The organism is Bacillus sp. 37MA, from assembly GCF_000372765.1.
Taxonomy (GTDB): Bacteria; Bacillota; Bacilli; order Bacillales; family Domibacillaceae; genus Domibacillus; species Domibacillus aminovorans.
In genome coordinates this window covers 1,446,011-1,471,424 of record NZ_KB889752.1, presented here as the reverse complement: position 1 = coordinate 1,471,424, position 25,414 = coordinate 1,446,011, and the positions used below count along the sequence as shown (strand labels likewise).

Below are 25,414 nucleotides of genomic sequence, written 5' to 3'. Positions count from 1 at the left end.
TCCGTCTACACAAAACGATAAAGGAGCTAGTGCCTAAGTCAACTAGCTCTATACTAAAGATAATGATTACGATAATTTGATTGCCTAAGGAAGGGGTTAGCATGTCTTCACAAAGACTAGTGGAAAACCGAACAACGAAAGAAAAAGTGTTTGCTATTCTTTTTTTAGCTATTCCAGCCATGATCGAAAACATCTTGCAAACAATTGTTGGTTTTGTAGATACTTTATTTGTTGCTAAGCTTGGACTGGTAGAAGTAACGGCAGTCGGGATTGCAAATGCTGTTTTAGCCGTGTATATGGCTATCTTCATGGCCATTGGAGTTGGTGCTTCATCTTTAATTGCCCAAAGCATCGGGGCAGGAAATATAGATAAGGCAAAAGCAGTTGCAAAACAATCCACCTTTATCGCTATCATAGTTGGAATATTTTTTGGACTGATCACTTTATTTTTCACTGAATCGTTACTTAACCTTATGGGAGCTGAATCTCAAGTTATATCAGAAGGTACTGTTTATCTCCGAATCATCGGTACCCCCTCTATCTTCATTTCCCTGATGATTATTTTCGGAAGTATCTTACGTGCATCTGGCAATACCAGAACCCCAATGAATGTGGCTTGGTGGATGAATATCCTGCATATTGCCCTTGATTATCTGTTGATTTTTGGATTAGGAAGTGAGATGGGATGGGGAATTGCAGGGGCAGCATGGGCAACAGTCATAGTCCGTGTACTTGGAACGCTGGCTCTATATTATTACATCAGAAAGTCCAATGTCTCGTTCTCCCTTTTTGATTCATCCGAATCAAAGTCATTGTTACCCTTCATTATTAGGCTATCTACACCGGCTACCATTGAACGATTGATTATGCGCTTAGGTCAAGTTCTTTATTTTGGACTGATCGTCGTTGTTGGAACGGAGACATTCGCTGCCCATACAATTGCAGCGAATATCGAGACGTTTTCCTATATGCCGGGTTATGGATTGGCGATAGCAGCAACAACCTTGGTTGGCCAGTATCTTGGAGCTGGTCGGTTTAAAGAGGCCTATCATTATGGGATCCTTACTACAGGAATCGCCATTGCATTTATGAGCATCATTGGGGTTTTCATGTTTTTGTTTGCCCCTTGGTTAGCCACGTGGTTTACAAATGATGCAGCAGCTATACAGATGGTTACTGTAGCCTTACGAATCGATGCTTTTGCCCAGCCTGCTTTGGCAATCGGACTAGTCATAACCGGTGCATTGCAGGGAGCAGGGGACACCAAGAGCCCAATGTACAGTACGGCCATAGGGATGTGGCTAATCAGAATCGTCGGAATCTATGTCCTAGGTATTTACTTCAAAATGGGAATTGCAGGGATATGGATTGCTATTGCTTTGGATATCCTTATTCGTGCAATCTTTTTATCCTGGAGATATCGCTACCTCTTCAGGCGTTTAATTCAGGGGGGAGGAAGCTAGCATAAATGAGGATCAAAGGTGTATGGCTTCCAAGTAAAGACAGAAATCAAAATTCGCAACATCCTAAATACTCCTAAATCATGAAAATAAAAGTCGATGAAGCCTTTAATTTGAGTACGTTAAAACTGGTATTAGTAAGGATGACTCAATTGTAACTAGAATCACTTTACCTTCACCCTATCGCATCCAATGTAGGACAGCTATATTTGATCTTTTTAATTTAACCAAAGAACTAACTGAGACTGAAGAATGGAAAATAAATGACCACGAATAATTGGCTTACGAAAACGAGGCTACTAATCATGAATAAAAGATGATAAAGGGGGAAGAAAATATGAGACGACAAGAAAAAATTGGTTTAATTAATGAAATTGTAATCAACACATTAAATTTGCCTATACAACGAAATACTCCTATTTTTTCGGGAGAAACCAACCTTATAAATATAAGGAAGGACCACTCAGAAGATTTTAAGAAATACGGAGATTATCTAAGAGAGATAATCTTTTCACCCGATTACATTTCCCAACATTCACCCAAAAGATCTATTGAGTATATTAAGCTGTTTTATGATGGAGAAAAGGAAGAACACGTTCTCGTAGCCGTCCGCAACAGCAAAAGTGGCGTTTTTTATGTCCGTTCTTTATATGTTATGGATGAGGCTACTGTGCTAAAGTACCAAAAAAATGGATCTTTTAAAGAGTATAAATATAAAAAAAAGGTTCTGGTGCGAAAATAATTTGATAAAAATAGAACCTATATTACCTACTAACTTGCCCGTTATGATGCTATCCCGAACAACTGATGTATGAATTCAACTTCATTTTGGGCAGACTTCACTTCTTGGTGAACTTGCCTTTTTTATCATATGCATCGCTTCAATGCCACTCAATATATAAGTGGCTGTTTTATACGACTTGAATCCCCACATAGAGCGTACTCGTTTCTTAATGAAACGGTGATCTTGTTCTACTATATTATTGAGAGATATCTTACTTACCTTATTTGTATGCCTTCAGGCATACGTTTCTCTTCTTTTAACTCTTGAATTGCTACAGGATAGGTTGGATTCTTGTCTACTGTTATGACACGAGGCTTATAAACATGAAAAGACCGCAAAGCTTTCTTAAAGAAGCACTTTGTAGCCTGTTTGTCTCTTGTTTTACTAAGATAAAAATCAATCGTGTTTCCTTTGGAGTCCACTGCACGATACAAGTACTTCCATTGCCCTTTTACTTTGATATACGTTTCGTCGACTCTCCAAGAGTCATTTGTTGGTCGAAGATGACGCCGTACTCTTTCATCTAATTCCAGGCTATATTGATGAACCCAACGCATAATCGTTGTGTGAGCTATCGATAAGCCTCATCTCTACTACGTTACGAAAGCTCAAATTGTACCGCAGGTACCATCTTACGGTTAACAGAATAATGTCCGGCTGATAATGTTTAAATGTTGCTTTTCCATACTGATCACGTCCTTTTTTAGAAGTATCAGTATGCCCATGAGTTAGAGATTACTTGTCATTGTCTTAAATTTTTTGCACCAGAACCGTTTTATCAATTATGCAACACGTAGTTTTATTGAGTTATTAGTACGTGAAATAGAGAAGCTACAATTTAATATCGAAAAGAATTCTATAGCTACTTTAAAAAGTTTTATTTGATAGATATTATCTATGATTATGATAGAAATAATTGACTGGATAAATAACAAAAACCTTTTTACAATGAAGATAGCCTTATGAAAATGAAGACTATTAAATTGGGAAAAGAGTTTTAGCTTATGCTTCATGAAGTAGCAGGTATTAAAATTCCAGACTCTAAATTAGCAAAGGATGCAGCAGATATTTTGAGAGAGCATGGAAATGACTTGTTATGGAATCATTCAAATCGTGTATTTCTATTTGGTGCAATTATGGGAAAGGAAGCAAAAAAGAATTATGATTTAGAATTACTATATATCAGTGCACTATTCCATGATTTAGGGTTAACAAACGAGTATAGCAGTCCAGATTTGCGATTTGAAGTAGACGGTGCGAATGCAGCAAGAAGCTTTTTACAACATTATCAAGTTCCAGATGAGTCAATTCGTCTTGTATGGGATTCTATAGCATTGCATACAACACTTGGTATAGCGGAACATAAAGAATCTGAAGTAGCCTTATTGTACTCTGGTGTTGGGTTAGATGTTATGGGAGATGGTTTTGAACAATTTCCAGCTGACTTGAGAGAAGAAGTTGTAAAAGCATTCCCACGCAATAATTTCAAACAAGACATTATTCCAGCTTTTTATGAAGGTTTTAAGCACAAACCAGAAACTACTTTTGGTAATATAAAATCTGATGTCTGTGAATTCTTTATACCGAACTATAAACGAAAAAATTTCTGTGATTGTATATTACATTCACCTTGGAAAGAATAAACACAATTCTTTGATTATCCAAGTTACTCACTCCTTACAACTTTAATCCATTGAAAAGATGATATCTGACTGAGAGATCGGCCAATGTTGAAAGTAACCAATGTTTCATCGATCAGCTGATTTTTGAACTCGCTACCACGATCTGTGTGGAACAGATGGATGTCGCACATTGCTGATACCGAGTATTTGTCTTGGTTTCGTTTGATGACATTTACTTTCGTCCCATGATCAGCGCAGCTTTTTAAAATATCGTTCTCCATCAGCAGCTGCTTATTTTCTTTGCGCAGCTTCAAAAGTTCCTGTTGTTCAAGGGAACGATTGTCTTTTTCTTTGAAGGAACCTGACGTTTCATCCCTGTTGAATCCACCGGTCAAGGGAAGATGGGATCAGCTCAAATTCATCTATAATCGCTCGTTTCATTTTTGCATTCTGGTGCAGCTGCACCAGAATGCAAAAATTAGATTTTTTTAATATTAGTTGAATATTGGAGTGAATATATTGCCAAAATTATGGACAAAAAATTTTATTAGTATTACAATCGCTAATTTTCTTACCTTTACATCATTTTACTATCTATTGGTTACTTTACCTATATATGCCTTGCAAGGACTAAATGGTAATGAATCGGAAGTTGGGCTTATTGTTACAATTTTTTTAATTGCGGGTATCATTACTCGCCCATTCGCGGGCAAATGGATAGAAAGGATTGGAAAGTATCCTGTTTTTTTGACAGCTTTCTTAATTGTTTGTGGTTCATCTTTTTTTTATTTTATAACGCAATCGATCACAACACTACTTATTATTCGCTTTTTCCATGGAATTGGATTTGGAATGGCAACTACAGCTACCGGAGCCATCGTAGCAGATCTCATCCCTGAATCACGAAAAGGGGAAGGGATGGGCTATTATGGTTTAACACTCAATCTTGGTATGGTACTTGGACCTTTTTTAGGGTTAACTATTATGCATCACGGAGGAACAAATCTATTGTTCTTCATTAATGCTTTATTGGCCCTAATTGCTCTGATTGTCGGCTTTTTTGTTCAGATTCCTAAAAAGACAGTAACACAAGAAGTCAAAGAATTAGAATCAAATAAAGGAATAAAGTCCTTATTTGAGGGTTCTGCTATTCCCATTTCATTGATTTCTGCATTTTTTGCTCTGGCTTATTCTGGGATTATTTCTTTTGTGTCTGTATATGCCAAGGAGATTGGTTTAGTTGAAGCAGCTAGTTATTTCTTTGTAGTGTATGCTATCGTCCTTTTTATTTCTAGACCGTTTACCGGGAAATGGTTTGATCTATATGGAGCAAATAAAATTATCTACCCAGCAATTTTACTGTTCGCTGTTGGTACATATTTACTTAGCGTATCAACATCATTACCTTTATTTCTTCTTTCAGCGGCCCTTATTGGTTTAGGCAATGGAACCATCTTTCCAAGTCTTCAAACCATCGCCATTCAAATTGCACCAGCTGATAAAAGGGCCTTGGCTACGGCTACATTCCTATCAATATTTGATTTTGGATTTGGAATTGGTTCCTTTTTATTCGGTCTCGCAACAGTAAAAGTAGGGTATAGTTCATTATACTTTTATAGCACCTTCCTCGTTCTAGCCGGAATCGGAGTTTATTATATACTTCATGGGAAATTTCATTGCACAGTAAAACAAAGGAAAGTTCAGTAAAAGGGGTAGCGTCACATAGCAATCAAGTTAAAGAAATAAATAATTTTCATCTAAATGGATCATCCTTCCATTCAAAATGCATGGAAGGATGATCCATTTTTATGTCTAATTTCAATGATAAAACACAAGAAGAACTACGTTTGTTAGGTTAGGTAGACCTTTTTTAAAATGTTTACTCTATAGGGTACATTTTACTTTTAGGGACCTTTTTTCAAAACTTGAAGAAAAAATTTAACAACGTGATAAATAAGCTTGTAAACGCAGTTAATAATGTGGAAATCGAAAAGTGGATGGTTATAAAAACAACAAAGTGGATGGTTGAATCTGATTTTATAAATATTATCATATGAATTAACATCAAATGTTATATGAATAGAAAGAGCTCTTACTATTAATATACGAGGAGAGAATATTATGAAACAAAAAAAGATAAAGTTATATTTAATAACTTCCTTTACCCTTTTAATGCTTTTCATGTTATCAGCGTGTAGTTCAGAACAAACAANAAATACAGAAACAGGGCAGCAAAAAGAACCCTCAATCAATAAAGGAATGGGCTGGACACATGAAAATCCTGTATCACCAAAAGCAGGTGACTGGAAGGGGCTTGAGCTTAAGGATGGAAAGTCTTATAAGGTTGATATCCCGCCTGCAAACGATTCATCCGTTACAAAAAGTGAAGTAGAAGAATTGAAAGAGCTGACAAAAAATCGTACAAAGGAAGACGAGGAATTTATCCGTCGTTGGCAGAATACAGCAAGTCCAAACACTCTTTGGTTTGAAATTACTGAAGAACTAGTTCAGAAATACGGTTTAACTGGACCAGAAGCAGCACGAGTCCATGCTATCGTTTCAGGAGCTATTTATACAGGTCTTACAGCGACATTTGAAGGGAAATACGAATACTTGCGCCCAAGACCAACCGATTTAGACCCTTCTATCACATTACCTGAAGGGATGAAGGTACCAGCTCATCCTTCTTATCCAGCAGGACATACGACAACAGCCTGGTCAGCAGCTAATATCCTATCCTATTTTTTCCCTCACGAAAAAGAACATTTAGAAAAAATAGCGACCGATGTAGCAAACTCTAGAATGAAAATGGGTGTTCATTTTAGAAGTGATAATGAAGCTTCCAAAAAATTAGCAGAGGCGGTAACAACAGATATTATTGAAAGTTTGAAGGATGACAATGCTCCATTACAATATAAAGAAGTTAAAAAAGGATCTTCAGGACATTAATATATAAAAGCAGTATAACAATAAACCTCCTTGTTTTATCAAGGAGGTTTATTGTTATCAAATTGGAATTAGGAGACAAATTAAAAAAACTTCGTCAGGAAAATGGGTATTCCCAAAACGAATTAGCAGATAAACTTCATGTCACTGCTCAAGCCGTTTCTAAATGGGAGAATAATAAGTCCATTCCAGACATAATAAATCTGGTTCTGGTGCAAAAACTTAGGGACAGTTGCAAATCATCTTTAAATCTTGGACATACTGATACTATTACTTTAAAAAAGACGCGTGATCAGTATTAAAGAGCAAAATTTATTCAAGTGGAAACATTATGAGCCTGACATTATTTTGTTAACAGTGAGGTGGTACCTGTGGTACAACTTGAGCTTTCGTAATGTGGTAGAGATGATGGAAGAACGGGGCTTATCGATAGCTCACACAACGATTATGCGTTGGGTCCATCAATATAGACCGGAATTAGATGAAAGAGTACGGCGTCATCTTCGACCAACAAATGACTCTTGGAGAGTCGACGAAACGCCTATCAAAGTAAAAGGGCAATGGATGTACTTATATCGTGCAATGGACTTCAAAGGAAACACGATTGATTTTTATCATAGTAAAACAAGAGACAAACAGGCTGCAAAGTGCTTCTTTAAGAAAGCTTTGCGGTCTTTTCCTGTTTCTAAACCTCGTGTCATAAAAGTAGACAAGAATCCAACCTATCCTGTAGCAATTAAAGAGTTAAAAGAAGAGAAACGTATGCCTGAAGGCATACAAATAAGACAAGTTAGATATCCCAATAATATAGTAGAACAAGATCACCGTTTCATTAAGAAACGTGTGCACTCTATGTTGGGATTCAAGTCGTATAAAACAGCCACTTATATATTGAGTGGCATTGAAGCGATGCATATGATAAAAAAAGGGCAAGTTCACTGAGGGGTGAAGTCTGCCCGAAATGAAGTTGGATTCATATATAAGTTGTTCGGAATAGCATCATAACTCGCAAGTTAATAGGCAATATAGGTTTTATCTTTTTATCAAATTATTTTCGCACCAGAACCAGATTTATTGCTTTCATATTGTTAATGAAAGAATACTTGTAAGGTTTATGTTTGAGAATTAAGAATCAGTTCAGTAAATAACTTTATTTATAATCCGTTTTCTTACCTATGTTTGATTCAATGCCTATCATAGGATAAAAGGAAGGGGATTTTTTATTTGCTGTCTTTGAATTTAACTATAGCAGTCGGCTCTCGATTACTATTTTCGTGATTTGTCCGCTGTTTGTTGCTTCAAATAATCTCATAGGTAGTAATAGCAATGCCGCTTTGTCTTTGATGTTTCACTTTACATCATTCATGTAATGCTCAAGATCCATTATTTTTTCTTCTATTGAACGTGTTGTATTTTTATTTTCCGTTGTCTATAGGTCCCCGCTAAACATAGCCTGCGCTTTCTATACCATCATGAATCACTTTGCGTCCCATTCTCAAATGTTTATTAAATAATCTACAAGGCATAAAATCCGTTTTTTACGGTATCTTTGAACATTTCCTAAATTTAAAGCAGTGTATTTTGAAAATTGGTTGACTAAAAAAGCGCCAATGTGGACGGTTCCTTTTTTAAATGAGCATTTATGATTAAAGATAAATACTTTTTCTTGCCTTGCTGTTCGAAAAAACTGAATTTTTCGTCTGAAGCGTAGGGTGATAGCAATCTTTAATGCTAAAAAAGACGCAATAGAAAACAAATAAGTTGGAAAGAGGAAAGAAATATGGGAAATATACTGACTGGAAAAAGAATTGCAATCGGTGCTTCACGGAAAGTAGAAGAGATTAGTAACCTAATCGAAAGGCAGGGAGGTAATCCTATCGTTTTCGCTCTCCAAGGAACTGTGTTTTTAGCAGAGCAGGAGATAGAACCTGCTTTTAAGGAGTTTATTTCTGAAGGAGCAGACTGGGTTATCTTCACATCAGGAATTGGTACAGAAACGCTGATAAGCTTAGCAGAAAGATTAGGTGTAAAAAAACAATTTTTTAGCATCATGCAGCAAGCTAGGGTAGCTTCAAGAGGATACAAAACAATTTCCGCGCTTAAAAAAATCGGGATTAAGCCGGTTGCAGCAGATAGTGATGGGACTACTAGAAGCTTAATTCGCACTTTAGAAAAATATGATTTTTTAGGAAAAAGAGTGATGGTTCAGCTTCATGGAGAACCAGCAGCGGCATTAACAAAGTTTCTTGAAGAAAAGGGAGCTTTTGTATTGAAACTACTTCCTTATCAGCATATAGCTCCGGAAGCAGAAGTAGTGAAAAAATTGTGCGAAGAACTTCTGTCAAATGAACTGGATGCCGTTTGTTTTACAACGGCTATTCAAGTTCGGTCTCTCTTTACTTTTGCAAGAAAGCATGGCTGCCTGCCAGAGATTTTAGCGTCTTTTCAAGAGACACTTGCCGTTGCCGTTGGAAAAGTCACTGCAGAAGCTTTGGCGGAAGAAGGTATAGAACGAGTGATTGCTCCTGAACATGAAAGAATGGGTGCAATGATTGTTGAATTATCCCGCTACTATAAAAACCAATTGGTCATAGGATAAACTTTCTTCACTTTATTGGAATACTGCCTCTTACTTAACAGTTAAAGTGAGGATGCTATCGCCAGAAGCAATAAAGTATGGACTGCACGAAAAGTAAGTGGCTGGGGAAAAGTATCTGTATTGGATGGTTCTTTTTTAGGGATTTTTTTATCATAGTAAGAAAGAAGTTAACAGATTAAACTATCAGCTTTTTTGAAGTATCCAGGACTTGCAAAACTAGAAAAGAAGGGAGCTTTAAATTGGGTAATTTAAAACAAGCGTTAAAAGCACCGGAAGGCACTCCAAGTGACGTAGAACGTATTAAAAAAGAAAGTGACTATTTAAGAGGTACGTTGACTAAATCAATGCTGGAACCGCTTAGTGCAGGAATTTCTGATGACGATAACCGTTTGATGAAGTTTCATGGCAGCTACCTGCAAGATGATCGCGATCTTCGGAATGAACGGCAAAAACAAAAACTGGAACATGCCTATCAATTTATGGTGCGCGTCCGCAGACCAGGAGGCGTAGCGACACCAGAACAATGGCTTGTGTTAGATGAACTTGCACAAAAGTATGGAAATGGTACTTTGAAGCTGTCAACACGCCAGGCATTTCAAATGCATGGAATTTTAAAATGGAACATGAAAAAAACGATACAGGAAATTGATAAAGCTCTGATGGATACCATCGCAGCGTGCGGTGATGTAAACAGAAACGTAATGTGCAACCCAAATCCATACCAGTCAGAACTTCATGCTGAAGTATATGAATGGGCCAAAATGCTAAGTGACCAATTATTGCCGCGTACAAGAGCCTATCATGAAATCTGGCTGGACGAAGAAAAAGTGTCCGGTACTCCAGATGTAGAAGAAGTAGAACCGATGTACGGTCCACTTTATTTGCCAAGAAAGTTTAAAATTGGTATTGCGATTCCTCCTTCCAATGATATTGATGTTTTTTCACAAGACATTGGGTTTATTGCGATAGTAGAAAATGATAAACTTGTTGGCTTTAATGTAACGCTTGGCGGCGGAATGGGCATGACGCATGGAGACAAAGCGACATATCCGCAGCTTGGAAAACTCATTGGCTTTTGCAGACCGGAACAAATGTATGATCTGGCTGAAAAAGTGATTACCATTCAGCGCGATTACGGAAACCGTTCAAACCGTTCCAATGCCCGGTTTAAATATACGGTTGACCGCCTTGGACTGCAAGCGGTAAAAGAGGAATTGGAAAGCCGTTTAGGCTGGCATCTTGATGAGGCTAAGCCTTTTCACTTTGAACATAACGGTGACCGCTATGGCTGGGTAGAAGGCATAGAAGGAAGCTGGCATTTTACCTTGTTTGTTGAAGGTGGACGTATGATGGATGCTGGGGATTATAAACTTATGACTGGCTTGCGTGAAATTGCTAAGGTTCATACTGGTGATTTTCGTTTGACGGGCAATCAAAATCTGGTGATTGCCAATATTTCAAGCGAGAAAAAAGAACAGATTGCCGGATTGATTGAACAGTACGGTTTAACGGATGGTAAACATTATTCGGCCATACGCCGCAGTTCATTAGCGTGTGTAGCGTTCCCGACCTGCGGATTAGCCATGGCAGAAGCAGAGCGTTATTTGCCGGTTCTTCTTAATAAGATTGAATCGATCGTGGACGAAAATGGACTTCGCAACCAGGAAATTACGATTCGAATGACCGGATGTCCGAATGGATGTGCCCGGCATGCTCTTGGCGAGATTGGTTTTATCGGAAAGTCACAAGGCAAGTATAATATGTATCTTGGTGCCGCATTTGATGGAAGTCGCTTAAGTAAAATGTACAGAGAAAATATTGGTGAAGAAGAAATTCTTAGTGAACTACGTATCCTCCTTTCTCGTTATGCGAAAGAGCGGGATCAAGATGAACATTTTGGTGACTTTGTTATTCGTGCAGGTATTATTAAAGCTACAACAGAAGGAACCAACTTCCATGATTGATAAAAGGTATACAAAGTAAAAATGTTCCCTTCTGATTAAGGGGGCTGTTCCCCAATTTTTAAGACGGTGTTTAAACAGCTAGCCGCCGATACGCAACCGGCGGCTGATTGTTTAGTTTTGCTTGAATACGAATATGATCATAAGACTGAATAAGAAACAAATAATGGATAAGGAATATTTCGATTATCTATTTGAGGAAGGATGAAACACGTGAGCAACCAAGATTTGGAGCAATTAAGAAGTAAAATAGATGACATAAATATCCAATTACTGAAGTTAATTAACGAGCGGGCAGGGCTAGTTCAGGAAATCGGGCGTATCAAAGAAAAACAAGGCGTAAACCGTTATGATCCAGTTCGTGAACGCTCTATGCTTAATAATTTACTAGACAAAAATGATGGGCTGTTTGAACGTTCCACTATTGAGCATATTTTCAAAGAAATTTTCAAAGCAGGTCTCGAACTTCAAGAAGATGATCATCGAAAAGCGCTTCTTGTTTCAAGAAAGAAAAAGCAGGAAAATACTGTTGTGACGGTTCGAGGCTATAAAGTAGGCGATGGCAATGTTACATTTGTTTTTGGGCCTTGTGCGGTTGAATCATACGAGCAAGTAGCAGAAGTGGCAAAATCGATCAAAGGCAAAGGATTAAAAATGATCCGCGGTGGTGCTTATAAGCCGCGTACTTCTCCATATGATTTCCAGGGACTCGGCTTAGAGGGGCTGAAAATTCTAAAGCGTGTAGCAGATGAATTTGACCTTGCGGTTGTCAGTGAAATTGTTAATCCTGCCGACATTGAAACAGCCTGTGAATATATTGATGTCATTCAAATCGGTGCCCGTAATATGCAAAACTTTGAACTTTTAAAAGCAGCGGGAGCTGTGAAAAAACCTATTTTATTAAAGCGCGGTTTAGCGGCTACCATTGATGAGTTTATTAATGCAGCAGAATATATTTTGGCCCAAGGAAACGATCAAGTTATTCTTTGTGAGCGGGGCATTCGTACTTACGAACGTGCTACACGAAATACGCTTGACATTACGGCTGTACCGATTTTAAAACAAGAAACGCATCTTCCTGTTTTCGTGGATGTTACGCATTCAACTGGACGCCGTGATCTTCTTCTTCCAGCAGCAAAAGCAGGCATCGCAATCGGGGCAGACGGAATTATGGCAGAAGTGCACCCAGACCCGGCTGTTGCACTGTCTGATGCAGCTCAGCAGATGAATTTACAACAATTTGATGAATTTTATAATGAGATTTTAAAATCTGCACATGTAAAAGCATAAAATTAAGGTTCCTGTTTTTGTACGGGAGCCTTTTTTCACTAATACAGAAAATTGGATGGTTTAAATAGTATGCAATTGGATGGTTATAAGATTTCTAAATACCCTATAATAAAAAGTAGAATGCTTAATTAAGATATAAAATCCATTTAACAGGAATACAAATAGCTAATTTTGTGAAATGATTCACAAAGTTAGTGGTGAGTATCCACATATTTACGGACCGGTTCCGAGAAGTAGTAGATTTCCTTCATAGCCAATTACATTTTAGAAAGTGGAGATGCAAATGAAAAAAAGTTACCGTTAGTTGGAATCATGTCACTGAGCCTTTTAATGTCTGCCTGTAGTACAGAACATTCTGTACAAGAGGTGGAAGAAAAAGAAAAAGAAACAAAGGGCTTAGGCTGGACCCATGATCACCCTGCTGCTCCGACAGCTGGAGAGTGGGAGCCACTAGAACTTCTGGATGGAAGAGCCTATACCTTAGACCCGCCCCTTGAGAACAATTCTGATACAACAAAAAAAGATTTAAAAGAATTGCGTATACTAGCTGAAAATCGCACAGAAGAAGATATTCAAGTTATTAAACGCTGGTCTAGTGAAACAACGGGCCCGAATTCAAATTGGGTTGCCATAACGGAAGAGGTATTAGGAAAATATGGTTTAGCACCGCCAGAAGCTGCCAAGGTTCACCAAGTTGTCAGTGGTGCTATTTATACAGCGACTATTGCTGCATTTAATCAAAAGTATCTTTATCTTCGTCCAAGGCCGACAGATCTTGATCCAGATATAAATCAAAATAGAGAAGATTAACGCTCAATGAACAGGGAGGTGGCACGATGGGCAAGATATGGCTTGTCGGTGCAGGTCCGGGTGATCCGGATTTAATCACAGTAAAGGGTCTGAATGCAATCAAACAAGCTGATGTCATTTTGTATGACCGTTTAATCAGCATGGAGCTGCTTGATCATGTCAAAACAGGAACCGAGCTGATCTTTTGCGGAAAACTGCCGGACCGTCATTTTGTTCAGCAAGAGAACATTAATGAACTTCTTGTTAAACATGCGAAAGAAGGCAAGCAAGTTGTCCGTTTAAAGGGCGGTGATCCATACGTCTTCGGGCGAGGTGGTGAGGAAGCAGCGTTCGCTGTCCGTCACGGCATTGAATTTGAAGTCATCCCTGGTATTACTTCTGGGATTGCAGCTCCGGCCTATGCAGGTATCCCTGTTACGCACCGCGATCATGGCGCATCGTTCGCGATTGTAACCGGCCACCGAAAGACAGGAGCAGATGAGGAAATGAAATGGGCCTCTCTTGCTAAAGGTATCGATACAATCGCCATATATATGGGTGTTAAAAATCTTCCTTACATTCAAGAGCAACTTATCAAGCACGGCAAACCGCCAGAAACATCAGCTGCTCTTATTCATTGGGGAACGACACCAAAGCAGCAAACGGTCACAGGCACACTTTTAAACATATATGAGGTGGCTCAAAAAGAAGGAATTACGAATCCAAGTATGATCATTGTTGGGGAAGTCGTAAAAATGCGCGATCAACTGCAATGGTTTAAAGAAAAAGATGGATCTTTGACCGGAGGGGGCAGTGAACAATGAGAGCAATCCTCTACGTATGTCATGGTACCCGTGTAAGAGAAGGAGCAAAACAAGCAGCCGCATTTATTGAAGAAACAATGCCCATTGTTGATGCTCAAATTCAAGAAATTTGTTATTTAGAGCTTTCGGACCCATCGATTGCGGAAGGCATAGCGAAATGTGTAAAAAGAGGGGCCACAGAAATCATTGCCATGCCGTTTCTTCTGTTAACAGCTGGACATGCGAAAAAAGACATTCCAGAGGAACTAAAAAAAGCGGCACAGCAATATCCTGATCTTATGATTCGCTACGGACGCCCACTCGGTGTGCATGAACATATTGTTGATGTACTAATCGAACGAATGAAAGAAGCGGCACCTTTTCAAGAAGATGCATGTGTATTGCTCGTTGGACGCGGAAGCAGTGATCCGGAAACGAAACAGGACTTTGACCAGATTATCCATCTTTTTAAGAAAAAAACCAAGTTATCCGATGTACATATCGGATATTTAGCGGCCTGTGAACCTGCATTTGAAGATGCCTTGCATGAATTAGCTGCTACAAAGTCAAGACAGCTGTTTATCGTTCCATACTTGCTTTTTACAGGCATTTTAACGAAAACAATGGAGCGTACAGTAAGAAAACTTCAAACAGAAGCAGAGGTTCATTTATGCGGACATCTTGGCTACGACCCAGTACTTGGTCAAATACTCGCACAGCGTGTAGAAGAAGCGTTCTAATATATGAGGTGGCTCAAAAAGAAGGAATTACGAATCCAAGTATGATCATTGTTGGTGAAGTCGTAATAATGCGTGATCAACTGCAATGGTTTAAAGAAAAAGATGGAGTTTTGACCGGAGGGGGCAGTAAACAATGAAAGTGATAACATTGCCGGCCGGAAATTAGGAAAACAAATTGCAGAAGATATAATCAAGGGCTTGCAGGATGATGAAGCGCCCCTTGTTTATGAAGTGCCAAAACAAGCGGGTCACTAATGAAAAACTAGCTAACAGCTGAAATGCTTTTTAATTCAGAAAAAATTATCTATACTCTAATTTTATTGCATCAAGACCGCAAACAATTAGAAAGGAGGTAGTTTTCAAGATAGAAATTACAAGACGTAGAATAAAAAGACCTCCCATGACCAAAATTGAATACGAAGTATCAGTAAAAGAATATGTGGGGCTATGGTTTGAGAAAACATTTATTGTTGAATTTGAAAGTGATGTAATTGAAAGGACAGAAATCTTACACTTGCCTGTTGTTCCCCAAGATCTAGGGAGATTTAATATGATTTTTTACTTGAAGCCATTTTATAATAGAGACACTCTTTGGGATCAAATTGATGAACATCTAGGTGAAATTTTAGACTATTTGGCTTTTGAATATGGACTAAGTATAGAACGGGTCCAGCGTTTAGATGAGTTTTGTAAATCTTTTATTTTCGCAGGTACATGTGATTTTACTAAAGATCAAATAAGAAAAATGGAAGCAGAGCTTAAACAACAACAATATGATCCATACAGACGGCTTTACAGGATAGCTTTGCAAAATGAAGATCCAGTTGCTCGTTTTGTGCTTTTATACAATATTTTACTTGAAAAGCTGGGAGCCGGACAGGAAGGTAAAGAAGAACAGAAAGCGGTCGATGAGTTTATTCGTGTTCATTGTAAAGAAACATATAAAGTTGAAGAGGACATGCTTAGTTATGAAGAAAAGAGAGTTGAAACGATCTATACGTGGCTGAAAAACCAAATTGGACACACAAAAACAAACAGGGAAATGGAAGAAGTAAAATCAAAAATTCAAGAAAAACTAAGTGAATTATGCCTTATTGTACAGACAGCAATAAGACACGATGAAATTGTTCAATAATCTTTTCTTAATATTTTGCTTTTTTATTCCTACAGCTAGTTCCATTTAATATCATTTATTCCTGGCTATATAACAACAAGCCGTAGCTTTTTGGATTAAGCGATGTTTATAGCCTATTGGCTGCACTATGATTGTACAAAGCGTCCTGGAAAGTAATCCTTCGAAATCAGCAGCACCCATAAAGGTTTTGTTAAAAAGAGCAAATTTACATTCAGCGAACTTTCACTTTTTCTTGATGAGGAAAGAGGAGAAGTGGATGGTTACAATCATAAAAGTCTGGATTAATTTTACCTATAAAAAGATATTCTTGCCGATTTCTTTTATCTCATAAAAGGAGAGAAATTGTGAAAGTTGTTTATGCAATTATTGTAATAATTATGATCCTGGGGATTATCGGTACGTTGTTCGAAGCGGGAAATGTCGGCACAGATTGCGATAAGTTGACTAAGTGCAATATAAAGAATTTAATTATTATTTATGTTGTACTATTTCTTGGTTTAACTGCGGGTCTCTGGTAGGCAGTAGCTACATTTTAAGATAGGATGAACTATGATTTCTTTTGTTGGCCAATATATCTTCACTATCTAAAAATTTTTTACTCGAGGTTTGTGTAAACGGCCTTTTTTTGTACAAAAATTAAAGATAAGAATCCATGAAAGAAGGAATGTATATGGAATGGAGACCGGACCGAACGGCAAAACGGCCAATTTATAAACAAATTGCCGATTATATAGAGCAGGGGATTTCTAAAGGAATATTTTCAGCTGCCAGTTTGCTGCCCTCAGAGCGTGCTTTAGCCGAGGAGCTGCAAGTTAATCGAAGTACAGTTATTGCGGCCTATGAAGAACTTCAGTCACTTGGAATAGTGGAAAGAAAAAAGGGAAGCGGGACAAGAATCAGTACGGATATTTGGGGGATCGCGCATAAACGGATCCCAAATTGGGGGCGTTATGTGGAAGATGGTTCTTTCTTGCCAAGCCTTCCATTGGTTCAGCGTATTCGAACGGAAGCACATAAAAATAACTTAATTAATTTGGCGAGTGGTGAGTTAGCAACAGAACTGTTTCCGAACACTGAATTTCAAGAAATTCTCTCAGGACAGCCCTTTACAGAGTATCTTGGCTATGGTCATCCACAGGGAAGTGAATCACTGCGAGAAACCATCTGTGCTCATGTAAGTGAATCCAGATATATTCAAGCCGATCCAGCCTCTGTTTTAATCACATCAGGTGCCCAGCAGGCCCTGCATTTGATTATACAGTGCCTGCTAAAGCCTGGCGATGCGGTGGCGATTGAGGATCCATCCTATTGTTTCTCCCTGTCTATTTTTCAATCCGCTGGGTTAAGGACTTTCCGCCTGCCTGTAGATAAGGATGGTATAAATCCTCAAGACCTGATATCTCTTCATAAAAAACATAAAATTCGAATGATTTTTTTAAATCCGGATCATCAAAATCCGAGTGGAACAGTAATGTCTCTGACACGCCGGAAGAAAGTTCTAGACCTTTCTTCTGAATTCGGCATTCCTGTTATTGAGGACGATCCTTACAGTTTAACGTCTTTTAATGGAAAGATAAATCCAACGTTGAAATCTTTAGATCAAAATGGGAACGTGGTGTATGTAAGTTCATTATCTAAAGTTGTTGCCTCAGGACTGAGAATTGGCTGGGTCATAGGCCCTGCGCCAGTTATTCAGCGCCTGGCTGATGCCAAACAACAGGTTGATTTCGGTCACAGCGTTTTTACACAGTGGATTGCAAAAGAGTTTTTAGAGTCAGAAAAGTTTCAAGATCATATTGAACTACTTAGAAAGAAATTAGAAGCACAAAGAAATGAAATAACTTCTAGTCTTAATTATTTTTTAGAGGATCACGTTGAATATCTGATGCCGAAAGGTGGTATCCACATTTGGTGCAAATTGAAAGACGAGATAGATGAACAGCAACTATTAGAGGAATCGATGAAAAGGGGAGTTACTTTTGTTCCAGGAAGTATTATGGGGTCTCAAAAAGGATATATCCGCTTTACATTTGGTCGGGAAGAGCCAGAGGATATTCGTAAAGGAATATTAAGATTCTCGGAAGCTTTCAAAGCAATAAAATCTTTTTCAAAAAATTAAGAAAGAAAATTTGATTTAACTGTCTAAAGAGCCTCATGATTCTTTCATGAGGCTCGTAGTGTTGAAAAACAAACTTGTCAAGAGCAATTCAATTATTTTCAAGAGGATTTTCGTTCAAAAATCTCATGAATCCTTAATTTGATTTAGGGAGTTTTAGTGATTTTATGTCTTTTATTGAGTTCTTTGAATTGACAAAGTCTTTTTTGGTTCTGGTGCAAAAACTTAGGGACAGGTGCAAATCATCTTTAAATCTTGGACATGCTGATACTATTACTTTAAAAAAGGTGCCTGATCAGTATGAAAAAGAAACATTTATTCAAGTGGAAACATTATGAGCCTGACATTATTTTGTTAACAGTGAAGTGGTACCTGCGGTACAACTTGAGCTTTCGTAATGTGGTAGAGATGATGGAAGAACGGGGCTTATCGATGGCTCACACAACGATTATGCGTTGGGTTCATCAATATAGCCTGGAATTAGATGAAAGAGTACGGCGTCATCTTCGACCAACAAATGACTCTTGGAGAGTTGACGGAACGTATATCAAAGTAAAAGGTCAATGGATGTACTTATATCGTGCAGTGGACTCCAAAGGAAACACGATTGATTTTTATCTTAGTAAAACAAGACACAAACAAGCTGCAAAGTGCTTCTTTAAGAAAGCTTTGCGGTCTTTTCATGTTTCTAAGCCTCGTGTCATAACAGTAGACAAGAATCCAACCTATCCTGTAGCAATTAAAGAGTTAAAAGAAGAAAAACGTATGCCGGAAGGCATACAAATAAGACAAGTTAGATATCTCAATAATATAGTAGAACAAGATCACCGTTTTATTAAGAAACGTGTGCGCTCTATGTTGGGATTCAAGTCGTATAAAACAGCCACTTATATATTGAGTGGCATTGAAGCGATGCATATGATAAAAAAAAGGCAAGTTCACCAAGAAGTGAAGTCTGTCCAAAATGAAGTTGAATTCATACATAAGTTGTTCGGGATAGCATCATAACTCGCAAGTTAGCGAGTAATATAGGTTCTATCTTTTTATCAAATTATTTTCGCACCAGAACCAGGTAAGTGGGGTATTCTATCTTAGCATTAGAAAGTTTTATAGTGATTATCCTTAACGTTAATTCTTTTAAATTGGCTACGTAATAACTGAAATTTAGTTCAGCGCGTGGTATTCTTTAATAACACGCAACGATTTCAAATTCTGATCTTCTGCACCTTGAACAGGAAGTCCAGCTTCTACATTCTTTTTGATATATAATAAATTTTTTTCCGTCACAATTTCACCTGGAATAAAAATTGGAATTCCAGGTGGATAAACCATTACAAATTCAGCCATAATCCGTCCTGCCGATTCTTCAAACGGAATAATTTCTGTTTCACCACAAAAAGCATCCCGCGGAGTAATAGCAAGTGCAGGAATATCAGGCAGTAAAACGGTGCTATTCACATCTGTATTTCTCTTTCTTCTAAATTGAGCAGACAATTCCTTTAATGCTTCCACAAGGACTAACAAATCTTCTTTACTATCGCCATGAGTAATAATGCACAAGATATTATAAAGATCCGATAATTCTACTTCTATATTAAATTTTGTACGAAGCCAATTTTCTGTCTGATACCCTGTAATTCCAAGTTCCTTTACTGAAACAAGCAGTTTTGTTGGATCCATTGCAAAAGCAGCGTCTGTTTTTACAATTTCTTGTCCCACACAGTAAAGATAATCAATTTTATTGATCGAAGAGCGTGTCTCTTCCGCCAGGCGAATGGTATTTTCAAGCAATGCTTTTCCTTCAGTTGCTAACGCTTTTCTTGCGGTATCCAGTGATGCAAGCAGCAAATAAGAGGTAGACGTAGTCGTCAGCATACTTAAAATGGATTGTACATGCTTAATAGAAATACGATGGCTTTTTCTCACATTTAAAATAGAGCTTTGTGTCATAGAACCGCCTAATTTGTGGACACTTGTTGCAGCCATATCAGCACCGGCCTGCATAGCAGAAAGCGGAAGATCCTGATGAAAGTGGATATGAGCTCCATGTGCCTCGTCAACTAGTACTGGAATATCATACGAGTGGGCTATTTGTACAATTCTTCTTAAATCCCCTGCAATCCCGAAGTACGTTGGGTTGATCACAAGAACGGCTTTTGCATCAGGATGAATCTCTAGTGCTTTTTTTACCGATTCAGGAGTAATCCCATGTGAAATACCCAGAACAGGATCTACTTCTGGATGAATAAAAATAGGTATAGTGCCAGATAGAACAATTCCAGTCATAATAGACTTATGGATATTGCGCGGTACGATAATTTTGTCTCCCGGATTGCAGACAGACATAACCATTGTTATGATTGCTCCGCTTGTTCCCTGAACAGAAAAAAATGTATGATCCGCACCAAAGGCCTCAGCAGCTAAATCTTGTGCTTGTTTAATAATTCCTTTTGGCTGATGCAAATCATCCAAAGGTTCGATATTTATTAAATCTATAGATAACGCATTTCTCCCAATGAATTCTCTGAAATCTGGATCCATGCCGTTTCCTTTTTTGTGACCGGGAATATGAAATTGAACAGGATTCTTTTTCGCATGGTTTACTAATGCCGTAAATAGCGGCGTGTTAAATTGAGAATACAATCTTAATCTGCACCTCTTTGTTTATTTAGGATGTTAAAAATCTATACATGTAACAGGCGTATAAGCTTTTCTGCGGGAGTGCACTCCCTATAAAGAAGGAACCAAACTCACCCTAGCGTGCGCTCACCTCGTCAAAACGCATTTCATGAATCAGCTTCTTAAATTGAAACATATCATCCGCAAATAAGGCTACTCCCCATTCATAATTGTCAAAACCAAACGAGCCAAGAATGATTTGTTTTACTCTCCCTACATATTTTCGCCCAATCATGCTGTAATTGCGCATCATATGATTACGTTCTTCCATCAGAAGCATATACCAGTTGTCCTTCTTTCACGGCGCTTATTCATGGGATAAAAGCAAATATGGTTTGTATCAGGCAAAATAGGATACAAACGATCGCGTATCTCAGGTTGATCATAAGGATTTTTCTCTTTAGGAAGATAATTACTCAGCTCTACCACAGATACATAGGAAGTAGCTGGTAGGGTAAATCCTGCCAGCTTTGTTTTATTAAAAGCTGCTTCAATACCGTGGGGCTCATCTCCAGTCGGCCGAAGCATCATCAGCGTTATATCTGCTTTTTGTCCGAGTATCTGGTACAAACCATGGCTTCCATTTTTTCGTTTTGTGTAATTGACCAGTCATCAAGAAGCTGCAGGAATTCAGCAAGTATTTTTTGCCGCTCCTCATCAGATAGAGATTTCCATTTTATCCAGTCTATTTTTCGAAAATCATGAAGGCAATACCATCCCTCGAGGGTTTGGGTTGCTTGAGCCAAATTGTTCTCACACCTTTCCTGCTAAAGCTGATTCGGTTAAATCCTTTATTCCTTTAAAGATGAATTTAAACAGCTCTTCAATGTCCTGCTCCTCAACACATGAAAATGCGACACGCAGATCCGTCGAGTTGATCGCCACCACGCCTACTCCATACTCATTCAATAAATGAAGTCTAAGCGTTTCAGCATTCACTTCCTTAAGCTGCAAGCACATAAAATATCCGGAGTTAAACGGATAGTAGGACCAGTAAGGATTGTGTTCTTCTTGGCTCAATAGCTCTTTTACTTTGTTTGCTCTGCACTTCATCAGCTCAAATTTCTCCTGCTTTTCCCGTACATATTCTGGTGATTGCAGGGAATTCAGTATGACTGTCTGGGATAAATGTGAACCACTTGAGATCGTTCCCCTTATGATCCCATTTGTTTTCTTCTCCAATGCTTCCAACAGAAGTGAGCTTGAAGATCCATAGGTAATAAACCCCACTCTAAGTCCCCACACATAATTTTCTTTTGTTGCCCCATCTATTTTGACAGGCAGAATTCGAGGATGCAGCCCTGCCAGCTTTCCGAATAAAGATTCTTGAGATGAATCCTCATAAAACAGCCCAAAATAGGCATCATCTAAAATGGTTACAATATTAATACCTTCTTGAGCGGCTTCCTCAAGAACAGCAGCAATGGCACTCATTTCTTTCTCACTCGGTGTATACCCTGTTGGATTATTTGGGAAGTTTAATAAAACAATGGCCTTGCCCGCTTCCTTTTGCTGAAGCAGCACTGCTTTTAAAGCGTGTGTGTGAAAACAGTTCTCCTCATTAAAGAGCGGGAAAGTGGCCAACTGAGCACCTCTTCGAAGAGTAAATATAGATTGATAATTTCCCCAGTACTTATCTGGCACAATGACGGTGTCCCCTGTATCTGTAAACAAGTCAGCTGTGATACTTAATCCATGTGTTAAAGCATTTGTCACGATCGGCAATCCCATATGATAACTTCTCATTGATGGATTGTCCGTTAACAGCTTCTCTTTCCATGCTTTTCTTAAAGCCTGCTTCCCGGATGGCGGTGCGTAAGGATAAATATCCTTTGGTGCATAGCTATTAAACTGTTTTTGTATATGCTCGAAATGCATCGGCTCCTGCTCTTCAGTAGCGATGCCGATTGTGGCATTAAAACGGTATGCTTTTTTGCCTGCTTCAGCGCTTTGACTTAAAATTCCCTTTGGTTCATACATCTTTTTCCCTAAATCTGATAACATCTCATAAACAAATAAGTTTTCATGTTGTATGATTTTGTTTGATTGTTCAGCCAGCGCGTTCAATATGGCATCCTCCTGCTCTTTTACGAGTTATTCACCGTCTATTTTCAAAATCTCCTGCATTGCTTCTACCAAAATGGCATTCTCCTCCATGCTGCCTACTGAGATTCGAATATATTCAGGCAACCCCCATATATCGCCCTATCGGGTGATAACCCCTTTTTTCATCAACATTTCATAGATTTCTTTTGCGTTTGATCCAATTTTCACAAAAACAAAATTGCTCATGCTTTTTATATATTTCAAACCAAGATCAGAAAACGCATTATACAAAAACCTGCGTCCGTTCTCATTTAATTCCTGTGATTGTTGAACATGCTGATAATCTGTCATAGCGGCAGCGGCTTGAGCAAGCATATTCACATTGAACGGTTCTTTTACTTTCAATATATTATTAATAATGAACTCTGAAGCAGCACCAAACCCCACTCGAATGCCGGCAAGGCCATAAATTTTTGAGAAAGTCTGTAGAACAATAACGGGATAGCCTGAATCAATAAATTCGAATCCGTCTGTATAATCTTCCGCTGTTGCATAATGGCTGTAAGCTCCGTCAAACACAACCAGAATATCTTTCCGAAGAGAATCTAGCAGCTCCTTTAACTGAGTTCTCGATAAGTAAGTGCCTGTTGGATTGTTTGGTGAACACAAGTACAGAATTTTCGTTCGTTCTGTCACAGCTGAAAGCAGGGCAGCAACGTGATATTCAAATTGATCCGTAAAAGGAACAGGAACAATAGACGCACCCATTAAATGGGCTCCGAAATCGTATTCACTAAACGACGGAGAAGGAACTAAAATCTCATCGCCTTGCTCTAAAAATGTTTCAGAAATAAGAGTAATAAGCTCGTCTGCCCCGTTGGTCACAATCAGCTGAGTGGTCTTTAAAGAAAGAGTGGTTAATTCAAGTTATAAATGTCGACTGCAGCATCCAAAATACGAGTACGACTGATGATTTTGTAGCGTAAACTTTTAATAACTGCTCAAATGGATCCCCTTCTTCTGATGATCATGGTAATCAACTTAAAGCGTATTTATCATTTCCGAGGTCGTTGCTTTATTAAAAAGGAATTATGATTCCTTTAAGTAAAGCCTTGTAACATAAAAAAGATAATCTTTTCACATGACGAACAAAGCTTCTTTGCCGCTTGATATGTATTATCATAATAAAGTAATAAAAAAAATGACCATCCAATCGACACGCGTTTTAGCCATCCAATTTTTAATGTGGATTAGCATAAAAAAGAAACGTTAATGAAAGCGTTATCTGCCTTTATATTACTAAGCAATCGTCAATGATCAGGAATTAACGATGATACCAAAGCTTTTCTTTTGAATTTGACAAAAGTGTGAACAATAAAACTATTAGGAAAAAGTAAATTCGAGAGGCAAAATAAAAGGGTTAAAAAAAACGATTCCATAAAAGCCCGGAATCGTTTTTTCTCTGTTTATTTTCTAATATGATGCAAGAAATACCATACACTTTTCGATAATCGTTCTGCAGGACATGTTATGGTTCTGGTGCAAAAAATTTAAGACAATTGCAAGTAATCTCTAACTCATGGATATACTGATACTATACTACTCTAAAAAAGGACGTGCTCAGTATGGAAAATCAAAGTTTATTTAGGTGGAAACATTATCAGCCGGACATTATTTTGTTAACAGTAAGATGGTACCTGCGGTACAATTTGAGCTTTCGTAACGTAGTGGAGATGATGGAGGAACGCGGCTTATCGATGGCTCACACAACGATTATGCGTTGGGTTCATCAATATAGCCCGGAATTAGATGAAAGAGTACGGCGTCATCTTCGACCAACAAATGACTCTTGGAGAGTCGACGAAACATATATCAAAGTAAAAGGTCAATGGATGTACCTGTATCGTGCAGTGGACTCCAAAGGAAACACGATTGATTTTTATCTCAGTAAAGCAAGAGACAAACAGGCTGCAAAGTGCTTCTTCAAGAAAGCTTTGCGGTCTTATCATGTTTCTAAGCCTCGTGTCATAACAGTAGACAAGAATCCAACCTATCCTGTAGCAATTCAAGAGTTAAAAGAAGAGAAACGTATGCCCGAAGGCACACAAATAAGGCAAGTGAGATATCTCAATAATATAGTAGAACAAGATCACCGTTTCATTAAGAAACGTGTGCGCTCTATGTTGGGATTCAAGTTGTATAAAACAGCGACTTATATATTGAGTGGCATTGAAGCGATGCATATGATAAAAAAAGGGCAAGTTCACCAAGAAGTGAAGTCTGCCCAAAATGAAGTTGGATTCATATATAAGTTGTTCGGAATAGCATCATAACTCGCAAGTTAGTAGGCAATATAGGTTCTATCTTTTTATCAAATTATTTTCGCACCAGAACCGGAAAAAAACATATGTCACTTAAAATTCTCAACATGTTCATAAGTTAGA

General features: G+C 38.2%; 18 protein-coding genes and 5 pseudogenes. 17 read left to right on the top strand and 6 right to left on the bottom strand.

The features are described 5' to 3' along the window. Window positions 1-101: 101 nt before the first annotated feature. Window positions 102-1,463, top strand: a complete 1,362-nt coding sequence (locus A3M5_RS0108350) for an MATE family efflux transporter (RefSeq protein ID WP_018393230.1) — start codon at window positions 102-104, stop codon at window positions 1,461-1,463. Window positions 1,464-1,797: 334 nt separating this feature from the next. After that, window positions 1,798-2,202 (top strand): PBECR3 domain-containing polyvalent protein, encoded by a 405-nt coding sequence (locus tag A3M5_RS0108345; protein WP_018393309.1) that lies wholly within the window; start codon window positions 1,798-1,800, stop codon window positions 2,200-2,202. A 41-nt stretch (window positions 2,203-2,243) separates the two neighbouring features. Here the strand turns inward: A3M5_RS0108345 and A3M5_RS22620 are convergent. Then, window positions 2,244-2,895: pseudogene (locus tag A3M5_RS22620) on the bottom strand (IS6 family transposase). A 353-nt stretch (window positions 2,896-3,248) separates the two neighbouring features. Between A3M5_RS22620 and A3M5_RS0108335 the strand changes: the two are divergent. After that, on the top strand, window positions 3,249-3,887 hold the full coding sequence (locus A3M5_RS0108335) for an HD domain-containing protein (protein ID WP_018393307.1): 639 nt from the start codon (window positions 3,249-3,251) through the stop codon (window positions 3,885-3,887). A gap of 164 nt (window positions 3,888-4,051) precedes the next feature. Here A3M5_RS0108335 and A3M5_RS26100 read toward each other — a convergent pair. Continuing rightward, window positions 4,052-4,382, bottom strand: a pseudogene (locus tag A3M5_RS26100) (hypothetical protein); the annotation flags it as partial. 3 nt (window positions 4,383-4,385) lie between these two features. Here A3M5_RS26100 and A3M5_RS0108325 point away from each other — a divergent pair. From A3M5_RS0108325 to A3M5_RS0108250, 13 genes and pseudogenes are all read left to right on the top strand, one after another. Next, window positions 4,386-5,573: an MFS transporter gene (locus A3M5_RS0108325; protein WP_018393306.1), complete on the top strand. Its 1,188-nt coding sequence runs from the start codon at window positions 4,386-4,388 to the stop codon at window positions 5,571-5,573. 414 nt (window positions 5,574-5,987) lie between these two features. Continuing rightward, on the top strand, window positions 5,988-6,815 hold the full coding sequence (locus A3M5_RS0108320; RefSeq protein ID WP_018393305.1) for a phosphatase PAP2 family protein: 828 nt from the start codon (window positions 5,988-5,990) through the stop codon (window positions 6,813-6,815). Between the two features lie 62 nt (window positions 6,816-6,877). Further along, window positions 6,878-7,114: a helix-turn-helix domain-containing protein gene (locus A3M5_RS22610; protein WP_018393304.1), complete on the top strand. Its 237-nt coding sequence runs from the start codon at window positions 6,878-6,880 to the stop codon at window positions 7,112-7,114. Further along, window positions 7,110-7,817 (top strand): annotated as a pseudogene (locus tag A3M5_RS22605) (IS6 family transposase). The gene A3M5_RS22610 and the pseudogene A3M5_RS22605 overlap by 5 nt, the downstream one beginning before the upstream one ends. A gap of 775 nt (window positions 7,818-8,592) precedes the next feature. After that, on the top strand, window positions 8,593-9,411 hold the full coding sequence (locus A3M5_RS0108305) for a uroporphyrinogen-III synthase (protein WP_018393302.1): 819 nt from the start codon (window positions 8,593-8,595) through the stop codon (window positions 9,409-9,411). Between the two features lie 239 nt (window positions 9,412-9,650). Continuing rightward, window positions 9,651-11,375, top strand: a complete 1,725-nt coding sequence (gene cysI / locus A3M5_RS0108300; protein ID WP_018393301.1) for an assimilatory sulfite reductase (NADPH) hemoprotein subunit — start codon at window positions 9,651-9,653, stop codon at window positions 11,373-11,375. Between the two features lie 210 nt (window positions 11,376-11,585). Next, window positions 11,586-12,662, top strand: coding sequence for a bifunctional 3-deoxy-7-phosphoheptulonate synthase/chorismate mutase (locus A3M5_RS0108295; RefSeq protein ID WP_018393300.1), 1,077 nt, complete (start codon window positions 11,586-11,588; stop codon window positions 12,660-12,662). A 330-nt stretch (window positions 12,663-12,992) separates the two neighbouring features. Further along, complete coding sequence (locus A3M5_RS0108290; RefSeq protein ID WP_155894687.1) at window positions 12,993-13,472, top strand: phosphatase PAP2 family protein; 480 nt, start codon at window positions 12,993-12,995, stop codon at window positions 13,470-13,472. Between the two features lie 26 nt (window positions 13,473-13,498). Further along, entirely contained in the window at window positions 13,499-14,275 is a 777-nt protein-coding gene (cobA, locus tag A3M5_RS0108285) for a uroporphyrinogen-III C-methyltransferase (RefSeq protein WP_018393298.1), read from the top strand. Continuing rightward, the gene (locus tag A3M5_RS0108280) at window positions 14,272-14,994 is read left to right on the top strand and encodes a sirohydrochlorin chelatase (protein WP_018393297.1); all 723 of its coding nucleotides are present in this window, start codon (window positions 14,272-14,274) and stop codon (window positions 14,992-14,994) included. Before cobA ends, A3M5_RS0108280 begins: the two co-directional genes overlap by 4 nt. Before the next feature lie 400 nt (window positions 14,995-15,394). Then, window positions 15,395-16,129, top strand: a complete 735-nt coding sequence (locus A3M5_RS0108270; protein ID WP_018393295.1) for a hypothetical protein — start codon at window positions 15,395-15,397, stop codon at window positions 16,127-16,129. 670 nt (window positions 16,130-16,799) lie between these two features. After that, window positions 16,800-18,248 carry a MocR-like pyridoxine biosynthesis transcription factor PdxR gene (gene pdxR, locus A3M5_RS0108260; RefSeq protein ID WP_018393293.1) on the top strand — a complete coding sequence of 483 codons (1,449 nt, stop codon included), beginning with the start codon at window positions 16,800-16,802 and terminating at the stop codon, window positions 18,246-18,248. Window positions 18,249-18,545: 297 nt separating this feature from the next. Then, complete coding sequence (locus A3M5_RS0108250) at window positions 18,546-19,253, top strand: IS6 family transposase (RefSeq protein ID WP_018393291.1); 708 nt, start codon at window positions 18,546-18,548, stop codon at window positions 19,251-19,253. A 156-nt stretch (window positions 19,254-19,409) separates the two neighbouring features. Here A3M5_RS0108250 and A3M5_RS0108245 read toward each other — a convergent pair whose 3' ends face one another. The 4 genes and pseudogenes from A3M5_RS0108245 to A3M5_RS22595 all read right to left on the bottom strand — a co-directional run. Continuing rightward, window positions 19,410-20,888 (bottom strand): aminotransferase class I/II-fold pyridoxal phosphate-dependent enzyme, encoded by a 1,479-nt coding sequence (locus A3M5_RS0108245; protein ID WP_018393290.1) that lies wholly within the window; start codon window positions 20,886-20,888, stop codon window positions 19,410-19,412. A 115-nt stretch (window positions 20,889-21,003) separates the two neighbouring features. Beyond that, window positions 21,004-21,670: pseudogene (gene hemQ / locus A3M5_RS22600) on the bottom strand (hydrogen peroxide-dependent heme synthase); the annotation flags it as partial. A 7-nt stretch (window positions 21,671-21,677) separates the two neighbouring features. Continuing rightward, entirely contained in the window at window positions 21,678-22,991 is a 1,314-nt protein-coding gene (locus tag A3M5_RS0108225) for an aminotransferase class I/II-fold pyridoxal phosphate-dependent enzyme (RefSeq protein ID WP_018393288.1), read from the bottom strand. Between the two features lie 138 nt (window positions 22,992-23,129). Further along, window positions 23,130-23,867: pseudogene (locus tag A3M5_RS22595) on the bottom strand (pyridoxal phosphate-dependent aminotransferase); the annotation flags it as partial. 728 nt (window positions 23,868-24,595) lie between these two features. Here A3M5_RS22595 and A3M5_RS0108215 point away from each other — a divergent pair. Continuing rightward, window positions 24,596-25,303, top strand: a complete 708-nt coding sequence (locus A3M5_RS0108215; protein WP_018393286.1) for an IS6 family transposase — start codon at window positions 24,596-24,598, stop codon at window positions 25,301-25,303. Window positions 25,304-25,414 lie beyond the last annotated feature (111 nt).